Annotated in this window: 21 protein-coding genes and 1 other annotated feature; of the genes, 10 read left to right on the top strand and 11 right to left on the bottom strand. The window is 45.8% G+C overall.

Translation table 11 applies throughout. The annotated features are described in order from the left end of the window. Nucleotides 1-40: 40 nt before the first annotated feature. On the bottom strand, nucleotides 41-277 hold the full coding sequence (locus ACSQ8O_RS21845) for an alpha/beta-type small acid-soluble spore protein (protein ID WP_056613391.1): 237 nt from the start codon (nucleotides 275-277) through the stop codon (nucleotides 41-43). 120 nt (nucleotides 278-397) lie between these two features. Between ACSQ8O_RS21845 and ACSQ8O_RS21840 the strand changes: the two genes are divergently transcribed. From ACSQ8O_RS21840 to ilvD, 6 genes are all read left to right on the top strand, one after another. Then, on the top strand, nucleotides 398-931 hold the full coding sequence (locus ACSQ8O_RS21840; protein ID WP_436243341.1) for a hypothetical protein: 534 nt from the start codon (nucleotides 398-400) through the stop codon (nucleotides 929-931). A gap of 1 nt (nucleotide 932) precedes the next feature. Next, a complete protein-coding gene (gene rnhA / locus ACSQ8O_RS21835; protein WP_436243340.1) occupies nucleotides 933-1,583 on the top strand; it encodes a ribonuclease H in 651 nt (216 codons plus the stop codon). 163 nt (nucleotides 1,584-1,746) lie between these two features. Beyond that, nucleotides 1,747-2,823: a sugar ABC transporter substrate-binding protein gene (locus ACSQ8O_RS21830; protein ID WP_236288887.1), complete on the top strand. Its 1,077-nt coding sequence runs from the start codon at nucleotides 1,747-1,749 to the stop codon at nucleotides 2,821-2,823. A 68-nt stretch (nucleotides 2,824-2,891) separates the two neighbouring features. After that, entirely contained in the window at nucleotides 2,892-4,409 is a 1,518-nt protein-coding gene (locus ACSQ8O_RS21825) for a sugar ABC transporter ATP-binding protein (protein ID WP_436243339.1), read from the top strand. Between the two features lies 1 nt (nucleotide 4,410). Next, entirely contained in the window at nucleotides 4,411-5,397 is a 987-nt protein-coding gene (locus tag ACSQ8O_RS21820) for an ABC transporter permease (RefSeq protein WP_028558551.1), read from the top strand. Nucleotides 5,398-5,525: 128 nt separating this feature from the next. Continuing rightward, entirely contained in the window at nucleotides 5,526-7,211 is a 1,686-nt protein-coding gene (gene ilvD / locus ACSQ8O_RS21815; protein ID WP_028558552.1) for a dihydroxy-acid dehydratase, read from the top strand. A gap of 221 nt (nucleotides 7,212-7,432) precedes the next feature. On the opposite strand, the gene ACSQ8O_RS21810 is transcribed toward ilvD, so the two are convergent. Then, nucleotides 7,433-8,491, bottom strand: coding sequence for a permease (locus ACSQ8O_RS21810; protein WP_436243338.1), 1,059 nt, complete (start codon nucleotides 8,489-8,491; stop codon nucleotides 7,433-7,435). A 220-nt stretch (nucleotides 8,492-8,711) separates the two neighbouring features. After that, nucleotides 8,712-8,983: a binding site (T-box leader), on the top strand. Between the two features lie 74 nt (nucleotides 8,984-9,057). On the opposite strand from ACSQ8O_RS21810, the gene trpS reads away from it, so the two are divergent. Continuing rightward, a complete protein-coding gene (gene trpS / locus ACSQ8O_RS21805; protein ID WP_436243337.1) occupies nucleotides 9,058-10,041 on the top strand; it encodes a tryptophan--tRNA ligase in 984 nt (327 codons plus the stop codon). 63 nt (nucleotides 10,042-10,104) lie between these two features. Here trpS and ACSQ8O_RS21800 read toward each other — a convergent pair whose 3' ends face one another. Beyond that, entirely contained in the window at nucleotides 10,105-10,293 is a 189-nt protein-coding gene (locus ACSQ8O_RS21800) for a DUF5325 family protein (protein WP_436243336.1), read from the bottom strand. Nucleotides 10,294-10,445: 152 nt separating this feature from the next. Here ACSQ8O_RS21800 and ACSQ8O_RS21795 point away from each other — a divergent pair, with 152 nt between their 5' ends. Then, nucleotides 10,446-10,673, top strand: a complete 228-nt coding sequence (locus tag ACSQ8O_RS21795) for an alpha/beta-type small acid-soluble spore protein (RefSeq protein WP_056613405.1) — start codon at nucleotides 10,446-10,448, stop codon at nucleotides 10,671-10,673. 141 nt (nucleotides 10,674-10,814) lie between these two features. On the opposite strand, the gene ACSQ8O_RS21790 is transcribed toward ACSQ8O_RS21795, so the two are convergent. Next, entirely contained in the window at nucleotides 10,815-11,798 is a 984-nt protein-coding gene (locus ACSQ8O_RS21790; RefSeq protein WP_056613407.1) for a metal-dependent hydrolase, read from the bottom strand. Nucleotides 11,799-11,923: 125 nt separating this feature from the next. Between ACSQ8O_RS21790 and ACSQ8O_RS21785 the strand changes: the two genes are divergently transcribed. Further along, nucleotides 11,924-12,223, top strand: a complete 300-nt coding sequence (locus ACSQ8O_RS21785) for a hypothetical protein (protein ID WP_056613408.1) — start codon at nucleotides 11,924-11,926, stop codon at nucleotides 12,221-12,223. Nucleotides 12,224-12,279: 56 nt separating this feature from the next. Here ACSQ8O_RS21785 and gerQ read toward each other — a convergent pair whose 3' ends face one another. The 7 genes from gerQ to urtA all read right to left on the bottom strand — a co-directional run bounded on the left by gerQ (nucleotide 12,280) and on the right by urtA (nucleotide 18,675). Then, nucleotides 12,280-12,732 carry a spore coat protein GerQ gene (gene gerQ, locus ACSQ8O_RS21780; protein ID WP_056613410.1) on the bottom strand — a complete coding sequence of 151 codons (453 nt, stop codon included), beginning with the start codon at nucleotides 12,730-12,732 and terminating at the stop codon, nucleotides 12,280-12,282. Nucleotides 12,733-12,896: 164 nt separating this feature from the next. Further along, on the bottom strand, nucleotides 12,897-13,586 hold the full coding sequence (locus tag ACSQ8O_RS21775; protein WP_436243335.1) for a response regulator transcription factor: 690 nt from the start codon (nucleotides 13,584-13,586) through the stop codon (nucleotides 12,897-12,899). 218 nt (nucleotides 13,587-13,804) lie between these two features. Beyond that, a complete protein-coding gene (gene urtE, locus ACSQ8O_RS21770; protein ID WP_436243334.1) occupies nucleotides 13,805-14,500 on the bottom strand; it encodes an urea ABC transporter ATP-binding subunit UrtE in 696 nt (231 codons plus the stop codon). Then, nucleotides 14,493-15,284, bottom strand: a complete 792-nt coding sequence (gene urtD, locus ACSQ8O_RS21765) for an urea ABC transporter ATP-binding protein UrtD (RefSeq protein WP_436243333.1) — start codon at nucleotides 15,282-15,284, stop codon at nucleotides 14,493-14,495. Before urtD ends, urtE begins: the two co-directional genes overlap by 8 nt. Before the next feature lie 35 nt (nucleotides 15,285-15,319). Next, the gene (gene urtC, locus ACSQ8O_RS21760; RefSeq protein ID WP_436243332.1) at nucleotides 15,320-16,408 is read right to left on the bottom strand and encodes an urea ABC transporter permease subunit UrtC; all 1,089 of its coding nucleotides are present in this window, start codon (nucleotides 16,406-16,408) and stop codon (nucleotides 15,320-15,322) included. 22 nt (nucleotides 16,409-16,430) lie between these two features. Continuing rightward, on the bottom strand, nucleotides 16,431-17,336 hold the full coding sequence (gene urtB / locus ACSQ8O_RS21755) for an urea ABC transporter permease subunit UrtB (protein ID WP_056613419.1): 906 nt from the start codon (nucleotides 17,334-17,336) through the stop codon (nucleotides 16,431-16,433). Nucleotides 17,337-17,427: 91 nt separating this feature from the next. Further along, on the bottom strand, nucleotides 17,428-18,675 hold the full coding sequence (gene urtA / locus ACSQ8O_RS21750; protein ID WP_436243331.1) for an urea ABC transporter substrate-binding protein: 1,248 nt from the start codon (nucleotides 18,673-18,675) through the stop codon (nucleotides 17,428-17,430). A gap of 283 nt (nucleotides 18,676-18,958) precedes the next feature. Between urtA and ACSQ8O_RS21745 the strand changes: the two genes are divergently transcribed. Continuing rightward, a complete protein-coding gene (locus tag ACSQ8O_RS21745; protein ID WP_056613424.1) occupies nucleotides 18,959-19,261 on the top strand; it encodes an urease subunit gamma in 303 nt (100 codons plus the stop codon). Nucleotides 19,262-19,332 lie beyond the last annotated feature (71 nt).

Below are 19,332 nucleotides of genomic sequence, written 5' to 3'. Positions count from 1 at the left end.
GAAGAAGGCCCTTTTGTTGCTTAAGTATTTTGGAGCGAAATTATCTGCTGAATTTATTGCTAGTACCAGCAAGTTGTTGCTCAGCAATTTGAACGAGACGACGAGTGATGCTGCCTCCGATAGAACCTGTGTCATAAGACGTCATATAACCGTAGTAGCCATCTTGAGGAATTTGGATGCCCAATTCTTGAGCAACTTCATACTTCAATTGGTCTAGGGCTGATGAAGCTTGAGGAACTACTAAGGAGTTACTGCTGCGAGATTGTCCTGTAGCCATCTGATATCACCTCCAGTAATAGGTAGTATGAACAGTTTTGTAAATATTACTCATACTTTTTTTGGGAATTTAATCCTTTTTATAAAAGCGTAAAAGCAGGAATGTTTCGACTTTGTTATAATGGAAAATGGGACATCGGGAAAGCGGGGAGAAAGCATGTTTGAACTTGTGATTAAAGGTTGGTCCTTAGATAAAGATTTACAAATTATTCAAGCGGATGTTCATATGTCTGTGGATGATAGTCTAATTATTGAAGAACCTCTGTGCATTGATGTTGGTCTTCCTGCTTTGTTATATAGTGCACTGCATGATACAGCACCGAACCGCTTCGCCCCTGCCGATCAGTGGGAGCGGATGCCGTTTTTCGTATGCGGATGCGGTGACCCAGAGTGCAGAGGTTTCTCATTCGTTGTTCGGCATTTGCCCGAGGAGCAGCTTGAACTCTCTTCTGTGGAAGAGCGAACGAACGGTACATATCGCGAGCTGGAGACGCATGTCATCCCGATTCGCGAATATCGCGAACAGATTGTAGACATAGCTGAAACGTATCTGCAATTTATCGCCGATTTGGATTACCGTCCTTATTTTCAGAATACGGTGAAGGTCGTCGAAGAGCTGGTAGAGCAATTACAACTAACGTTACGGAGTGAATAATATGGCTGCATCGAAGTTTTATGTGGTTTGGGTTGGGCACAAGCCAGGTGTGTATCGTTCATGGGCTGAATGCCAAGCGCAAACGAATGGCTATCCACAAGCGAAGTTCAAGTCTTATGAATCTGAAGGTGAAGCCCGTCAAGCATTTGAGAAGGGATGGCAGAAGTCGCTGAATTTTGCAGCAAAAGGGACTGGAGGAGCTCAAGGAGCTGCTAAAAAGTCGGCAACGCCAGAGTCAGCGCCTGAGGTAGATTATGATAGTATTTCTGTGGATGTTGGCTGTTCCGGAAATCCAGGAATCGTGGAGTACAAGGGTGTGGATACGCGGACTGGTGAAATCATATTCTATCAAGGACCGATTTCGAAGGGTACGAATAATCTAGGGGAGTTTCTAGCCATCGTCCATGGACTGGCTTACCTGCAGAAAAAAGGAAGTAAACAAACCATATATACCGATTCGGTTACTGCACTAAGTTGGATTCGGAAGAAGGAAGTATCTACTAATTTAGTGCGAGATGCATCTACCGCGGAAATATGGACCTTGGTGGATCGCGCGTTGAAATGGCTGCATACGAATACGTATACCAATAAGATCGTCAAGTGGGACACGAAAAAATGGGGCGAGATCAAGGCGGATTTTGGGAGGAAGTAAGTAAACACAATCCTCTTGTAGAATATTGTCGAAAAGGTACAGAATTATATTGACGGAAGTTCCCTCTAATGCTACTATAATCTAAATTCCTAGTAGATGACTCGGCATAATAATCCGATAGATTCAGTGGGAAATAGAGAGAGTATGATCGGGAGGGAAATTCATGAAAAGAACCAAATTACTTAATGTTTTCATTAGTTTAGCATTAGTAGGAAGTGTGCTTTCAGCTTGCGGACAAAAAAATAGTGCAAGTGAAACAGCAACTCCTGCAGCAAGTGCAAGTGCATCGAACTTATCAGGTAAGAAAATTGCCCTTGTTATGCAATTCAATACAGGAACGTTTTCTTCACAGTATGTTGAAGGTGTGAAAGAGCAAGTTGAAAAACTTGGCGGCAAGGTTACGGTTTTCGTAGCAGATACAGATTTGGCGAAAATGGCTTCTAATTTAGATGCTGCGATTAACCAAAAATTCGATGGAATTCTTATCGATCATGGTACAGCAGAAGCACTTGAAGCTGGTGTGAAAAAAGCGGTAGAGAAGAAAATTCCTGTTGTAAGCTTTGACTCGATCCTAACAGTTCCTAATGTAACATCTCTGGAGCAAGGCGATCAAAAAATGGCGGATGCCACGCTGGAGCAACTTGCTAAAGATGCTGGTGGCAAAGGGAATATCGTTAAAGTATGGGTAGCTGGCTTCGCACCAATGGAGCGCAGACAACTGGCTTACCAAGCTTTCCAAAAGAAATATCCGGATATCAAAGAAGTAGCCGCTTTCGGAACAGCGAAAGATCCGGCATTAGATACACAAACACAAATGGAAGCGATCTTGAAAAAATACCCAAACAAAGGTGATATTACAGCGGTTTGGGCGGCATGGGATGAGTTCGCAAAGGGCGCTTCCCGAGCCATTCAACAAGCAGGACGTACCGAAATTAAAGTTTACGGTATCGACTTAAGTGATGAAGATCTACAGCTTCTGCAAGATCCGAAAAGCCCTTGGGTAGCTTCTTCAGCCGTAGATCCAAAAGATATCGGTCGTGTACAAGTTCGTTATTTGTATCAAAAGCTGCATGGCGATCAAACGCCTGAGAAAGTGGTTTTGGAGCCTGTATATGTATCCAGAGACCAACTGCCTAAAGACAAACAAATCAACACTACACAACTTAGCGAGTACGTAAAAGGATGGGGCGGAAGCCAACAAGGCTATACGGACTGGATGAAAGCAGCAGAAAAAAAATAAGGTTTTCTATGCAGTCCCATCGCTACTTTGCGGTGGGACTTTCAGATTAAGAAGCGAGGTGAAATTAGATGCTGAAGGATCAGGAAGACTTAACTTCATTATTGCAAATGAAGGAGATTACAAAATCCTTCCCAGGTGTGAAGGCACTGCAGGAGGTGGATTTCGACCTGCAAGCGGGAGAAATTCATGCCTTGCTCGGGGCTAATGGTGCAGGTAAGAGTACCTTGATGAAAATATTATCCGGTGCTTATACGCACGATACGGGGCATCTTTCTATTCATAATCAACCGTTGGTCATTCGTACACCCAAGGATGCTATGGATCACGGTGTCTATTGTGTCTATCAAGAGGTGGATACAGCTTTAGTATCGGAATTAACGGTTACGGAAAATGTCATGATCGATAAACTCGTCCAAGGAGAAGCTTGGGTGAGCTGGCGTAAGCTGCATAAGGAAGCTGAGGCAATACTGGCGAAAATTGGCGCGACGTTCTCCGTGCGGAGCAAAATTGATGAGTTGAGCATTTCGCAGAAGCAGTTAGTGTTAATTGCAAGAGCTATGGCGCATAAAGCAAAGATTATTATCTTCGATGAGCCGACGGCACCGCTGAGCTTAGAAGAGTCTGAGCGGCTGTTCCGTATTATGGAAAGCTTGAAGCAAGAGGGCGTGGGAATTATTTTCATCTCCCACCGCTTGCAAGAAGTGTTCCGTGTTGCTGACCGGATCACGATCATGCGTGACGGCTGTCATGTGCTCACGCAGCCGGCCACAAGCATGGACATCGCCTCCGTCATTGAGGCGATGTTGGGTAAAACCTTCACCGAGGAGTTCCCCAAAGCCAATGTGCCCATTGGCAGTACGCTCCTCGAGGTGAAGGGCTTGCGCCGCGGCACCAAGGTGCGCGGCGTCTCCTTTGACCTCCGCCGAGGGGAAATACTCGGCGTCGTCGGTCTAGTTGGCGCCGGCAAAACGGAGTTAAGCCGACTGATCTTTGGCGCCGACGCCGCGGACGGCGGTGAGGTGTGGCTAAACGGGCGCAAGCTCGCGCTGCGCCAGCCGGAGGATGCCGTGCGCGCCGGCATTGCGCTCGTGCCTGAGGAGCGCCGCAAACAGGGTGTCCTCGTGGAAGAGACAGTGAAGCGCAATCTGTCGCTGCCGATTTTGCGTAAGCTGAGCACGCTTGGCTTCGTGAAGCGCAGCGAGGAAAATGCGTACGCTGCGAAAATGGTCAGTCAGCTAGGCGTACAGCCAGGCGATCCCAATCGCACGGTGAAGCACCTGAGCGGCGGGAATCAGCAGAAGGTGGCGGTAGGCAAATGGCTGCCGACGAACGCTGACGTGTACATGTTTGATGAGCCGACCAAAGGGGTTGATGTCGGCGCCAAAAGCGATATCTATCGCTTAATCGGTCAGCTGGCTTCGGAAGGTAAAGGAATTATTTATTTATCATGTGAACTGAATGAAATTATAGGAATTGCCGATCGCATCATCGTGATGAGCTATGGGTCTGTGGTGAAGGAGCTGTCCCGCGCGGAAGCGACGCAGGATCTCATTTTAACGTATGCGAGCGCGGGGGAGGCTGAATAGCTTGAAGGAAAAAAGCTTGGATTTTTCATTTAAATACGGTGCTTTGTTTATTATTGCACTTGTTCTTATTGTATTTTCCATTATCAATGAAAACTTTATGACGTATGACAATATCGCGGATATTTTACGCTCGATCTCGATTGTGATGTTTGTCGCGATCGGTGTTACATTATCTCAGATTGTCGATGGTTTCGATTTATCCGCTGGGTCAACTGTGTCATTAGCTACCGTATCAGCAGCAGCCATGATGGTTTGGTACGACCAACCGTTCTATCTTGTTATTCTAGTGCCGTTACTTATCGGTGCGATCATCGGATTCTTAAACGCTGTGTTGATCGTGAAAGTGCGTATTCCCGATCTACTAGCCACACTAGCCATGATGTATATCATTGGTGGAATCCAAAAAACGTATACCAAAGGTTTCTCGATTTACAACAATATGAGATTCCAAGATGGCACGGTGGCACCAGGGAAATTTACTTCCGAATTTCTATGGATTGGACAAGGCAAGCTAGTAGGTGTTCCTGTTCCTGTTGTTATTATGCTTGTTGCGGTTATTGCGGTGCATGTGTTCCTTACTTACACACGTTGGGGTCGCCAGCTGTATATTACAGGAGGGAACCGCGAAGCGGCTCGTTTATCCGGTATTTCCGTTAACAAAATCCGCTTTGCGGCTTATGTGCTTTCTGGTATTTTTGCAGCAATTGGCGGTATTCTGTACGCATCTCGTGTAGGTTCTGGGCAAATTGATGCCGGTTCACCGCTCTTGATGGAAGCAGTAGCCGCTGTATTCGTAGGGTATTCTGTTCTAGGAGCAGGGAAACCTAATGTAATTGGTACGTTCTTTGGAGCTGTACTAATCGGGGTACTTTTGAATGGACTCACGATGCTCAACGTTCCATATTTCGGGTTCGATATTGTTAAGGGCGGCGTGCTTGTTTTGGCGCTAGCAATTACATTCGTTCATTTGAATCGTCGAAAAGCTTAAAGGATGTTGTGCGCGTGTTTCTTGTACGTTGATGCGTTATCACACTAAAGGGAGAAATATTGCGAGAAGTGTGGTATGATAGATTCATTATTTTTATTTCTGAAATGAAATTTAGGAGGAATTATAGAATGGCACAACAAAAACAGCGCAGCGACATGATCAAAAAAGGTTTCGACCGCGCTCCACATCGCAGCTTGCTGCGTGCAGCCGGCGTTAAAGAAGAAGATTTCGGCAAGCCGTTCATCGCGGTTTGTAACTCCTATATAGACATTATTCCCGGACATGTTCATTTGCAAGAGTTTGGTAAAATCGTAAAAGAAGCTATCCGTGAAGCAGGCGGCGTTCCATTTGAGTTCAATACAATCGGCGTTGACGATGGTATTGCGATGGGTCATATCGGTATGCGTTATTCCTTGCCAAGCCGTGAGATTATTGCGGATTCCTTGGAAACTGTTGTTAATGCTCACTGGTTTGATGGTATGGTTTGTATTCCTAACTGTGACAAAATTACACCGGGTATGATCATGGGTGCCCTTCGCGTTAACATCCCAACAATGTTAGTCAGCGGTGGACCAATGAAAGCTGGTAAAGATAAAAACGGTAAATCCATCTCCCTATCTTCCGTATTCGAAGGTGTTGGTGCATTCCAAGCTGGTAAATTGGATGAAGCGGGTCTGGAAGAACTTGAACAATATGGTTGTCCAACTTGTGGATCATGTTCCGGTATGTTCACAGCGAACTCCATGAACTGTTTGGCTGAAGGTCTTGGACTTGCAATGCCAGGTAACGGAACAATTCTAGCCGTTGCTGAAGAGCGTAAACAATTCGTTAAAGATTGCGCGAAACAGTTGATGGTTCTGATCGAGAAAGACATCAAGCCGCGTGATATCGTTACGATTGATGCGATTGATAATGCATTTGCTTTGGATATGGCGATGGGTGGATCTACAAACACAGTTCTTCACACATTGGCTATCGCGGCAGAAGCAGGAATTGATTACCCGATCGCTCGTATTAACGAAGTGGCTGAGCGCGTTCCTCACCTTGCGAAAATCGCTCCAGCTTCCGATTACCACATTGAAGATGTGCATTTGGCAGGCGGTGTGAGTGCAGTAATTAATGAGTTGCTCAAAAAACCAGGTGCTTTCAACGGTGACTGTCTATCCGTTACGGCACAAACACTTCGCGAGAACGTGGCTGGACGTGAAATTCAGAACTTTGACGTTATCCGTCCACTGACGAACCCGCACAGTGAGCGCGGTGGTTTGGCTGTTCTATTCGGTAACTTGGCTCCAGAAGGCAGTATCGTAAAAGTTGGTGCTGTTGATAAGTCCGTTGGCGGACGTCACGTGGGCCCAGCGATCTGCTTCGACTCCCAAGACGAAGCTTTGTACGGTATCGCGAACGGGAAAGTAAAAGAAGGACACGTTGTTGTCATTCGTTACGAAGGACCGAAGGGTGGACCTGGTATGCCGGAAATGTTGGCACCAACATCCCAAATCGTAGGTATGGGTCTTGGCGCGAAAGTAGCCTTGATTACAGACGGACGTTTCTCCGGCGCATCCCGCGGTATCTCGCTTGGTCATATGTCGCCTGAAGCTGCTGAAGGTGGACCACTTGCTTTCGTACATGATGGCGACATCATCGACGTAGATATGGATGGACGCAAAATCGAATTGCAAATCAGCGATGAAGAGTTTGCTAAACGTCGTGAGTCATGGGCAGGATTCCAACAGAAGATTACTTCTGGTTACCTAGCTCGTTATACGAAAATGGTAACGAACGCGAGTGCTGGCGCTATTTTGAAAATCTAATTCTCTTTACAAGATAAAAGCCCTATCCGACTTGTGTCGGGTAGGGCTTTTTGTACAACTATTGGATGTGAGACACACTGTCATCACTATCCCCTAAGCTCAGTTCAGCCTTCGTTGAACCGACACCTGAGCGAAAGGGATAGTGGCCATACATGTAGCTGTCATGAAGAACCTTGATGAAGTGTTACAAATATATCGTACGAATCAAGAGTGTAGGGAATTCAAGCCAGAAAAAAATGCATAAACAAAAGAGAGCCGCTCAAAACTGTCATCGCAACAACAATTGAAATTGTTAATACAAATCGTGCCTTAAAAATTGATAGCATCATTAAGGTGCTCTTCACGTCGATCATGGGCCCGAAAACTAAGAAGGCTAGCAGGGAGCCAGGTGAGAATGACTTGGCGAAGGAGACTGCGACGAAGGCGTCTGTGGTTGAACATAAGGAGAGCAGGTAGGCGAAGCCCATCATGAACACATGAGAGATGAAGGCGCCTTGCCCAATGGCACTCAGGCTGTCCTGTGCCACAAATGTCTGAATCAACGCCGTCAGAAGCGCGCCCAGCATTAAGTATTTGCTCATCTCGAACAGCTCGGAGGAGCCGTGGCTGACCATGGTCATAAGCTGGCTGTCTCCATGGGCGTGGTTGTGGCCATGATGGTCATGTCCATGATCGTGATGCTTATGATTGTGACTATGATCATGAGCATGACTGTGATCGTGCTTGTGATCGTGATCGTGATCGTGAACGTGGCCGTGATGATGATCATGCTGATCGATGTGCTGGCTTCCATGCGTATGGTTATGGCGAGTCAGGCTTGCTGCTGCAGGCTCAATTGGATGCCGTAAAGGGTTGCTCTTGAGAAATCGCGTGAGCAGGAAGCCAATAACCAGGGCGACGCCAAAAGTGAGCCCCATACGTGAGTAGGCCATAGCAGGGTTATCGCGAAAAGCCATCCAAGTGGAAGCGAAGACGATGGGGTTAAGGATAGGTCCCACTAGAATGAAAATAACAGCGATATAGACCGGCATGCCTTTGCGCATCAACCTGCGAACGAAAGGGATCATGCCGCACTCACAGAGGGGGAACATAATTCCCAGCACGCAGGCGAATAACACACCACCGAGGGGGTGTTTGGGGGTCATTCGCTGAATTACACCTTCGGGAATGAAGTTTTCTACGATGGTAGAGAGAAGAACGCCGAGAATCATGAACGGAAGGGCATCTAAGAAGATGTCCATAAAAGCCATAAAGACATGGCTGATAGGTTCGATGACCATCCCCATTGGGGGGAGTTGTCTTGTTGTTACAATCAGAAACAAGAGAAACGCGCACATCACCGTGGAGACGGGAAGACTCCAGCGGTATAGAGTTGAGGACAATGCGTTGACACCCCTTTGCCGAAGGAATTGGTATGTAACTATCCTATGTACATGCTCGGCTATCTAGGACAATGTCCTTGATTGACATTGATACTTAAGCGTGTATAATTATAGGAAATCAATTGCGATGATAGGAACAAGTACGTTTGTCTCCCGTTTCTCAGAGAGCCGGTGGTTGGTGTGAACCGGTGAAACAAGCAAACCGAATGGATCCTTGAGCTTGAAGCTGAACACTGTGTAGAATCACCCGGAACCTAGGCCGGACTCCAACCACAGTTAACTATGCTAAACGGTAGCTCTCCGTTATCAGAGCCTGAAGGTTTACATGTGCATAACTTCGGTTATGTAGGTAGACAAATTAGGGTGGTACCACGGTCTCTCGTCCCTTGCGGAGGGAGGCTTTTTTGTTGTCTTTTTTAGCGATACGAATGAGAAATAGTGAAAAATCATTGGAGGTATTTGGAATGAAACGTGTATTATCTGGCATGCAATCCAGCGGTCAGCTGACGATTGGCAATTATATTGGGGCGCTTCGCAACTTTGTGAAGCTGCAAGAACTTCATCGCTGTTATTTCATGGTGGTCGATATGCATGCGATCACAGTACCGCAAGATCCAGCCGCGCTGCGGGAACAAACGGAGTCCATCGCTTCTTTATACATTGCTTCGGGACTAGATCCGAATAAGGCTTCTGTCTTCCTACAGTCCCATGTTCACGCACATGCAGAGTTAGGCTGGATTATGACGACACTGACGCACATGGGCGAGCTTGAGCGCATGACACAATTTAAAGATAAGTCCGAAGGGAAAGAATCTGTCGGTGCAGGACTATTTACGTATCCATCTCTGATGGCGGCTGACATCTTGTTATATAACGCAGATCTTATTCCAGTTGGAGACGATCAGAAACAGCATTTGGAACTGACGCGTGATCTGGCTAACCGATTTAATAACCGTTTCGGCGATATGTTTACAATGCCACAGCCCTATATGCCTGAGGTAGGCGCCCGTATTATGTCACTAGATGATGCTTCCAAGAAGATGAGCAAGAGCAGTCCGAATGCCGGTAGTTACATCGCGATGCTCGACGAGCCAGATGTTATTCGTAAGAAGCTTAGTCGTGCTGTTACGGATTCTGGGCGTGAAGTGAAGTATGATCCTCAAAATAAACCTGAGGTTAGTAACTTGATGTCGATTTATTCTCACTTTGCGGAGATGAGTTTAGCGGAGATTGAGGCTCGATATGACGGGCAGGGTTATGGTCCTTTCAAAAAGGAACTGGCCGAACACATCGTTTCTGTTCTGGAGCCGATCCAACAGCGCTATCGTGAGATTCGTAGTTCGGGAGCTATTTTTGACATTTTGAAAAAAGGTGCGGACGAAGCTGCCGAAGTGGCGAATCAAACGCTGCTTGAAGTAAAGAAACGGATGGGCTTTATTGTTCGCTAAGTGCATCTCTACACATACAAAAAAGCTCAAATCCCACTAACAGAGGATTTGAGCTTTTTTTGTTCATTCGGAAGGTGTATTATTCCGACGACGCATTTTGGCTTTTGTTACGAAGCCGTAACCGATAAACCCTAACGAAATGAGGGAAAAAAGGAGCACCATCCACGGCTCGCGTAGAGCGATGAATAGGGAAATGCAAGCGAGCAGCAGCGTCCCAACAACTGCGAATAGGAGAGCAAGTGGTTTACTCAAAATAGGCGACCTACTTTCTTGAAGTTCATGACATCTTCTTATATTAAACTTTTTTTAGCGCTGTGCATATAAATTCATTTCCTCCACATACTATCTTTGCAAGCTTGCAAATACATCAAAGATTATAGCTGACTGAAAGGAGTACGATCCTGATGGCACAATCTCGTAGCAACACACTGGTAGTTCCGCAAGCCAATCAAGCTCTAGACCAATTGAAATATGAGGTAGCTCAAGAGCTGGGCATTCAAATTCCTCAAGACGGTTACTATGGAAACATGGCAACTCGTGACACTGGTTCCATTGGTGGTGCGATTACTCGCCGATTGGTACAAATCGCCGAGCAAACGCTAGCGGGGCAATCTGGTTCTAATTTCCGTTAATTAGATACTTGTATCCGTACTAGCATACCCGAATTAAGTAATAATAAAGCCCAGGAGCCTAAATAGCTCCTGGGCTTTTGGTGCGTGTGGTAAGCGAAGCTACGAAAAAGAAGGCCCCTGCAACCATGCAAGGGCCTCATTTTAATAAAGATCAACTTTTAACTTCTTCTCAAGTTTCGTATCGTTCACCCAGCCTACATAAGAATCAAGCGTCTGGAAATTGCGGTCCATCCGAATGACGCCGACGAACGGGAATTGCTTGCGATGGCGGTAGCGGACGTCCGCCCATCGGACTTCATACCCCCACCGATGTTCTTTGACCTCAGCACAGGTGAAAGAGGAGAAATAGAGCAGCGCTTGGATGTCCTCGTGCTGCTTGGAAACCTCGACGGCAGGGTGGTCAGAGCAGGTGATGGTGTCCAGCCATTTTAGCTTGCCATTTTTGAGCTCGCCTAATTGGTAGGTTCCATCTATGCACTCTTTCACAACATTCCAGACATAGAGGTTGAATGTTACAATAAGGGTATATTTATCACCGGGCTGATAAGTGGCATCTTTGCGATAGAGCCCTTTTTCAATAATAGCATGGTCCAGAGTTCGCCAAATGTAGTACAACGCAAGTAAGCCGTATAAGGTAGGGAAAATCAGCTGCGGCTTCGCTAGATGGAAGGACCACATGAAGATCGCGGCAATGTGGCTTGTGAATATGAAAGGATCAAAGATGTGAATGATGTTCCATGACACCCATTTTTCCGAAAAAGGTCGAATAGCTTGCGTACCATAAGTATTGAAACAGTCGGTGAACACATGAACGCAAACCGCGATACCGATCCACATAGCGAGATGCAGGAAGGATATGCCGTGGAAAAATGGCGCAAGAGCACCAGTAATCAACAACGTCCACAAGGGAAGGGCGGGCAAGGAATGTGAGCGGCCACGATGATTGCGAATATAGAGGGCATTGCCCTTGAATCGTAGCAGTCCATCAATATCGGGAATCTGAGAGCCGACGACAGTTCCAATGAAAACAGCAGTTGTTGCTGCCGTATTTGCGGAAATACTAGGATCGATTTGCGAGAGCCCTGCTAATCCTAAACCAATGACGAGATGAGTGCCTGTATCCAACTGGTTATCCTCCTAAGTGTTCTGTACACATGGTTTCTTCTGTATCTGAGCTGAGGGGTCAAATTTACATCTTGCTCTTAGTTTACCATTTTAGAGCAAAAAATAAATCAGAAGGAGATCTAAAAATGTCTAAAGTTTTTGTAGAGTATGCCATAAAACCGGAATTTCGAGCTTCTTTTCTCATCTATATGCAAGGACAACAGCTGCGGGAAGGGCGTTTGGAGCTATTGGAGGGGACCGATCAAGAAGGACTATATGTAGAAATTTGGCATGATGTAACGTATGAAGACTACTTGAGCATGAAGGAGGAACGATTGAACGTTGAACGATTGCGTGATGGGCAGCATGGCGATTGGGAGCAATGGATCAAAGGCGGCATCCCAAAACTGCACATGTGGCATTTCTCACCAGCTACGTATTCTTAAAACAAAAAAACCGCTGCTCTCTATTCGAGCAACGGCTTTTGTATGCGATTCAGTTATTATCTGGAGAGTGCTCCGCCCCGGAAGGGGTAGGTGTAATTGAGTTCTTCATCAAATGTAATGTAATCCAAATTCACCATAAGTAATAGGAAACGCATGCCAGTAACAGGATCACTGATAATGATATGATCTCTTCCTGCGGCTTCTAGTCTTCCTTTGAAAATTTTGGCGTTCCACTCGGAGTTGTTTTCATATGTCATATAGATGGTTGCCATTTTACCAAGGTTCAAACGAAGAATATTTTCGATATACGATTCTTCAAATGCTGGAAGTCCCGGTACATTCACGCCTGTTTGTAAACCGCTTCCTGATGGTGTGAGTACAGATCCGGCTGGTGTTTGGGGAACAACTTTATTCGTAATTGCAGTTGGAACGGGGTAAGCTGGATACGGATTACCATATTGCATTTGCGGCATTGCTTGATTACCTATTTTGTAGGGGTTATTCAACATGATGATAATTTCCTCCTTGAGCTTTCCATACGAAAGCTTTCTTCATAAATGTGTTTGAGCGATCGAAAAGGTCATTTTCCATAATCATCATATTGTACTTCTGCCTAATTGGTGACGAATTTGTGGGCATTTTATAAAACAAAAAAGCTCCCGAAGGAGCTTTATCAAAGTAGAAATTTATAACCGACACCCCACACCGTCTTGACGTGCTTGGGTTCTTTAGGATCATCCTCGATTTTTTTGCGAAGGTTGGCGATATGTACATCGATTGCACGCTCAGTTACCTGGGAATCAAAGCCGCGAACACGATTTAACAATTCTTCTCGACTGTAAACCCTGCCTTGATTTTGCCAGAAAAGCTTCATAATTTCGTATTCGGAGAAGGTTGTCTCGATATTCCTGCCGTTAACATATAGGCAGCGCTTTTCCAAATCCAAGTGGATCCCTAGGGGATCCAGCACGTCAGATGGCGATTGGGCCTGTGAAGGGTAGGCGTTGGAACGTCGAAATAAGGCTTGTATTCTGGCTGATAGCTCTCTCATCGAAAATGGTTTGCATAAATAGTCATCAGCACCTGTTTGAAGGCCCTTCACACGATCCGAAACTTCATTCTTGGCGGATACCATCAAGATCGGTATGGTTGAAGTCTGACGAATTGTTGTACACAGCTGAATCCCATCCATATCAGGCAGCATAAGATCAAGAATAATCATATCAGGTTGAAAATCCCGGAATAAGACCTCGCCTTGTCGGCCGTTCTCTGCTCGTTTCACTTCATAGCCATCTTCGTATAAGTAAATGGACATCATTTCACCGATACTTAAATCGTCTTCGATGATTAAAATTTTGGACATACAGGTTCCCCTCCTTTTCCTTTAAAAGGCTAGGTGCTCGATATGCCTTCCCGCAAAAATCGATCCTATCTATATGACATGTTATCCTATCCATTTTGTGACGTCCAGTTTTAACTTTTTTAGAAACAGAGAAAAGAAGCTGATCTTTACTTGAACCTTCAATCTTTAGGTCAAGTTAGTCAGCTTCATTCGGTTAGGGGGAGTAAGGATGAGGACGATCATACCGTCAAATGCTTCCGGACGAGATCTTCGCTTAGATGCTCTGCTTTCCCTTCGGCAGCAATGGTGCCGCGGTCAAGTACATAGTAGTAATCAGCGATGCTTGTAGCGAATTCTAAGCTTTGCTCTACTAAGAGAACGGCAATTTCGCGATTGCGCTTAATTGTTTCAATGATCGCCTCAATCTCCATGACGATAGATGGCTGTATCCCCTCCATAGGTTCATCCAGGAGCAACAGTTTAGGTCCTGGAGCCAATGCCCGTGCGATAGCTAATTGCTGCTGCTGACCGCCGCTGAGATCCCCTCCTTTTCGATGGAGCATTTGTCGAAGTACAGGAAACGTATCGAAGATCGAATCGGGTAATTTCTTGCGACGATCCGATGAGGCTTCTAAGCCTAATAAAAGATTCTCTTCGACAGATAGCTGGGGAAATATTTCCCTGCCCTGTGGTACATAGCCAATGCCTGACTTGGCACGGCGATCTGGTGAAAATGAAGTGATGTCTGTATCTGAGTACTGAATGGAACCCGATCGAGGCTTAATGAGTCCCATAATGCTTTTCATTAATGTTGATTTTCCAACCCCATTGCGCCCCATTAGACAAACGATCTGACCAGGTCTTACTTCGAGGTTGACGTTACGGATGACCATACTTTCGCCATAGCCGGACTCTATACCTTGTAGTTTAAGCACCGCGTTCAACTCTCCTTCCGAGGTAGACTTCCGCCACTTTATCGTCATTCTGAATCTCTTGCATGGTGCCTTCGCGCAGGACAGTTCCTTCATGGAGAACTGTTACCATTCTAGCGAATTGGCGTACGAAAGCCATGTCGTGCTCAACGACGATAATCGTTTGATTAGCTGCAATTTCATGGAGCAGCTCCCCTGTCTTCTCTGTTTCACTATCCGTCATGCCAGCAGCGGGCTCATCGAGCAGCAAGAGATCAGGCTCTTGCATGAGCAGCATGCCGATTTCAAGCCACTGCTTCTCCCCATGGGAGAGGGAGCCTGCACGTTCTTTGGCTTTACTTTGCAGACCGATCATATCAAGCCTGAGGTGAAGTCGTTCTCTTTGTTCACTTGTGGTTTTGGCCCAAAGCGCGCTGAGAAGGCCGCGCTGCTGCTTCATGGATAGCGCCAAATTTTCAAACACTGTCAAAGTCGAGAAAACGGTTGGTGCCTGGAATTTGCGTCCAATCCCAAGTTGAGCAATTTGGTGCTCTTGATGCTTGGTGAGATCAATCGAATCCTTGAATAAGACGTGGCCTTGGGAAGGCTTTACTTTGCCGCAAATGACATCAAGCAGCGTTGTTTTGCCTGCACCATTCGGACCGATAAGGAAGCGGAGTTCTCCTTGTTTTAACGAGAAATCAAGATTTCGCAAGGCTTTGAAACCGTCGAAGTTCACCTCAAGTCCCTTGACGCTCAGGATTGTCTCGTCAGTTGTCGGTTGTTGTTTCGCTAAATGTCCTAGCATTGAAATGTTCCCCTTTCCGGTTTGCGTAAGCGCGGTTAAGTTTCTATGACTTCTTGCGATGCAGAGATCTGCTTCGGATGCTGTTTTCTGTCTCTTTTCCAATTAGAGAAAAAGTGGGTCGATGTGCCAACGATTCCCTTCGGTAGTAAAAGTACAACGACGATGAACATGGCGCCAAGCATGATGGGCCACCAAGCTGGATAAGCTTCGCTAAAGGTTGTTTTAGCTGCATTCGTAACTAATGCTCCAAGAACAGCGCCGCCAATCGTTGAACGACCGCCAATGGCTACCCATAGCACCATTTCAATAGATGGTACAATACCCATTTGTGCAGGGGAGATAATCCCTTCTTGAAGTACGAAGAGCACGCCGGCAAGCCCAGCTAAACCTGCGGAAAGGCAGTAGATAAATACCTTATACGTAACGGGATTATAGCCAATGAAACGCACCCGATTCTCACCATCACGAATGGCTGTGAGAATGTTGCCAAGTCTGCTAGTCACTAGCATCGTGCTAAGGATCAACACGACGAGTACGACAGCTAAAGTGAGATAGAAAAATAGCAGCTTTGTTGATTGTGACTGTAGATTCAGACCGAGAAAGGTCGTGAAATTCGTCAAACCATTCGTCCCGCCCGTATAACCTTGCTGCCCAACGAAGAGCGTCACCGTAATGATGACTAAGGCTTGGGATAAAATGGAGAAGAATGCGCCTTTGATCCGATTGCGGAACGTGAAATATCCAAGGATGAAGGCGACGATCATCGGTACAATAAGCGCTAATAGGAAAGCGGCCGCGGCACTGTGGAACGGCACCCAGAACCACGGCAAGCTTTTGACACCACTCCAGGACATGAAATCAGGCAATTGATTTGGCGTGGAGGCCAGCTTCAAGTGCATGGCCATACAATAAGCGCCGAGACCGAAATAAACGCCATGACCAAGGCTCAAAATGCCGGTATATCCCCAGATTAAATCAATTCCGATCGCGATAATGGCATAAGCCAGGAATTTGCCGAGTAAGGATAAACGAAAGTCAGACAAGAATAGGGGGGCAAGCGCGATGAGTAGTAGGCATATCCCATAGATGGTTAGTTTGAGCTTAGATTGTTTGGCAAAAAGCATAGATGGTAGTCACATCCTTTCTTCAATCTAAGGATCTCGAACGCATCGTTACAAGTCCCATTGGTTTCCATTGTAGGAAGGCGATAATCAGTGTAAACACAAGTACCTTACCGAGTGTAGCGCTGGTTGTATATTCCAATGCTGTATTGAATACGCCGATTCCTAACGCACCAGCTACAGTGCCGATTAGCTTGCCGATTCCGCCAAGTACGACGACCATGAAGGCATCTACAATATAATAGGTCCCAATTGTGGGCCCGATCGGTCCAAGCAAGGATAGGGCACAACCGGCGATACCTGCCATAGCGGATCCAAAAGCGAAGGATTGGGCATCAACTCTACGGGTTGATATTCCTAAACATGAAGCCATTTGGCGATTTTGCATAACCGCTCTCATGCGTCTTCCGCCAGCAGAGTGATAGAGATACAGATAGATAATCAAGATGCATAATGCTACAAGCCCAATGATAAAGAGTCTCTTATATGGAAGAATTAAGTCTGCCGTTACATGCCATCCGCCTTCTAGCCATTGCGGTGCTTTCACTGCGACGTTGGGAGCCCCGAAGATGGATCGCGCAATTTGCTGTAAGGCAAGGGAGACGCCCCAGGTAGCGAGTAGGCTATCCAACGGTCTGCCGTACATGAAACGAATGAGCACAACTTCGAGCAGCCAGCCTATGGCGAAGGCAACGACAAAGGCAACGCCGAGTGAAACGACGAAATACCAGCCGAATGCAGAAGCGGGCATATACGATTGAAACCATTTCTGTACGAGGTAGGCCATATAAGCACCGATCATAATAAATTCGCCGTGCGCCATATTCATAACGTTCATGAGACCGAAGGTAATGGCGAGACCGATTGCGATCAAAAGCAGAATGGAACTTAAGCTGAGTCCGTTAAATATTTGGAGCAGCAGCAAACTCATGACGACCTCTCCTTTCTGAAATCGGAGTAAAATGATGAAATCCAGGACTGCGGTTAGGCAGTCCTGGTTTCTGAGTACCAACTTGTAAGTATTATTTCGTTACTTCTGTGCCCCAAGGGTATGTTTTGAGGAATGGATCTGGTTTGAGTGCTTTACCAGAATTCCAAATTTCTTTGATTTGGCCATCTGCTGTAATTTGGCCGATACGTGCTGTTTTGTAAATATGTTGATTCTCACCATCAATGGTGACCTTACCTTCAGGTGAATTCCACTCGATGCCTTTGGCTGCTGCTTTTACTTTCTCTACATCAAAGGAACCTGCTTTTTTCACAGCTTCAGCCCACAGATACACAGCAGTGTACCCAGCTTCAATTGGATCATCCGTTACGCGGTCCTTACCGTATTTGGCTTTGTAAGCTTCAACGAACTTCTTGTTTTCAGGTATATCTGTTGTTTGATAATAGTTCCATGCTGTGTAATGACCATCGAGAACGGAAGCACCGATACCACGGACTTCTTCTTCGGCAATACTCACGGACATAGTTGTTAAATCTTTAGCCGAAATTCCAGCATCTTTCAGCTGCTTGAAGAAAGCAACGTTACTATCACCGTTTAATGTGTTGAAGACAACGTCTGGTTTTTCCTTTTTAATCTTACTAATGATTGTATTGTAGTCCGTGTGTCCAAGCGGTGTGTATTCTTCAGCAACCAGTGTTCCGCCATCCGCTTTCAACTGCTCTTTAATAATTTTGTTTGCTGTTCTAGGGAAGACGTAGTCGGAACCAAGGAGGAAGAATTTCTTGCCTTTGTTTTGCAGAAGCCATGTTACTGCGGGGATGATTTGTTGGTTCGTTGTTGCGCCGATGTAGAAGATGTTAGGTGAGGATTCTACACCTTCATACTGTACCGGGTACCACAGTAATCCTTTGTTTTGCTCGACAACCGGTAGTACTGCTTTACGGCTAGCCGATGTCCAACAACCGAAAATTGTTACTACGCTGTCTTTTTGCAGGAGCTTCTTTGTCTTCTCTGCAAAAGTTGGCCAATCCGATGCCCCATCTTCGATCACGGGTTTAATCTTTTTGCCCAATAGTCCCCCAGCTGCATTAATTTCATCAATCGCCATGAGCTCAGCATCTCGAACAGATACCTCACTGATGGACATTGTACCTGTTAGTGAGTGAAGAATTCCCACTGGTACGGTATCGCCAGATGTTGAAGCCACAGGTGCAGTCGTCGTAGAGGTGGTAGATTCTGTCTTCGCACAACCGGCCGCTACTAACATCAAAGCCATACTTAGTGCAACTGTAAGCTTACCTTTGTTTCTTATCTCTCTCATTCACGTCCCACTCCCTTGCCTTACAAGATTTGGATTACATGGCTTATGATAAATGGCGATACAAGTTAATGTCAACATACATGACACTAATTAAATATTATTTGGTGAAAATGCACAAATCTACGTGAAATTCTTGTAAAATTCACATGAAAACGAAATATTTGTTCAGTTAATACGGTTTTTATGTCAATATACATAACATTAAAGATTTACAATCGTGAAATACACGAATATAATGAGTGTAAAGGATTGCCATTATTCGGATTTAGAAGAGGTGAGAAACGTGCATTTAACGGAAAGAGAGAAAGAGAAGTTACTCATTACCGTAGCTGCTGACTTAGCTAGACGAAGGCTTGCCAGAGGCTTAAAGCTGAATTATCCAGAAAGTATTGCTCTGTTGACTTCCGAGATTATGGAAGGTGCAAGGGATGGCTTGACGGTCGCACAGCTCATGGCATTCGGTACGACTATATTGAAGGCAGATCAAGTAATGGAAGGTGTGCCTCAAATGATTCACGAAGTGCAAGTGGAAGCCACGTTCCCCGATGGAACCAAATTAGTTACCGTACATGAACCTATTACTTAATTACCGAAATAAAGGGCTACACCGTCCTCTTAGGACGGATGCGTTTATCTAGAAATTAAGCCAACTTATTG

It is taken from the genome of Paenibacillus sp. LjRoot56 (assembly GCF_964253335.1).
In the GTDB taxonomy this organism is placed as follows: domain Bacteria; phylum Bacillota; class Bacilli; order Paenibacillales; family NBRC-103111; genus Paenibacillus_E; species Paenibacillus_E allorhizoplanae.
Note: the sequence above shows the minus strand (reverse complement) of the source record. Positions and strands in the feature narration are given on the sequence as shown.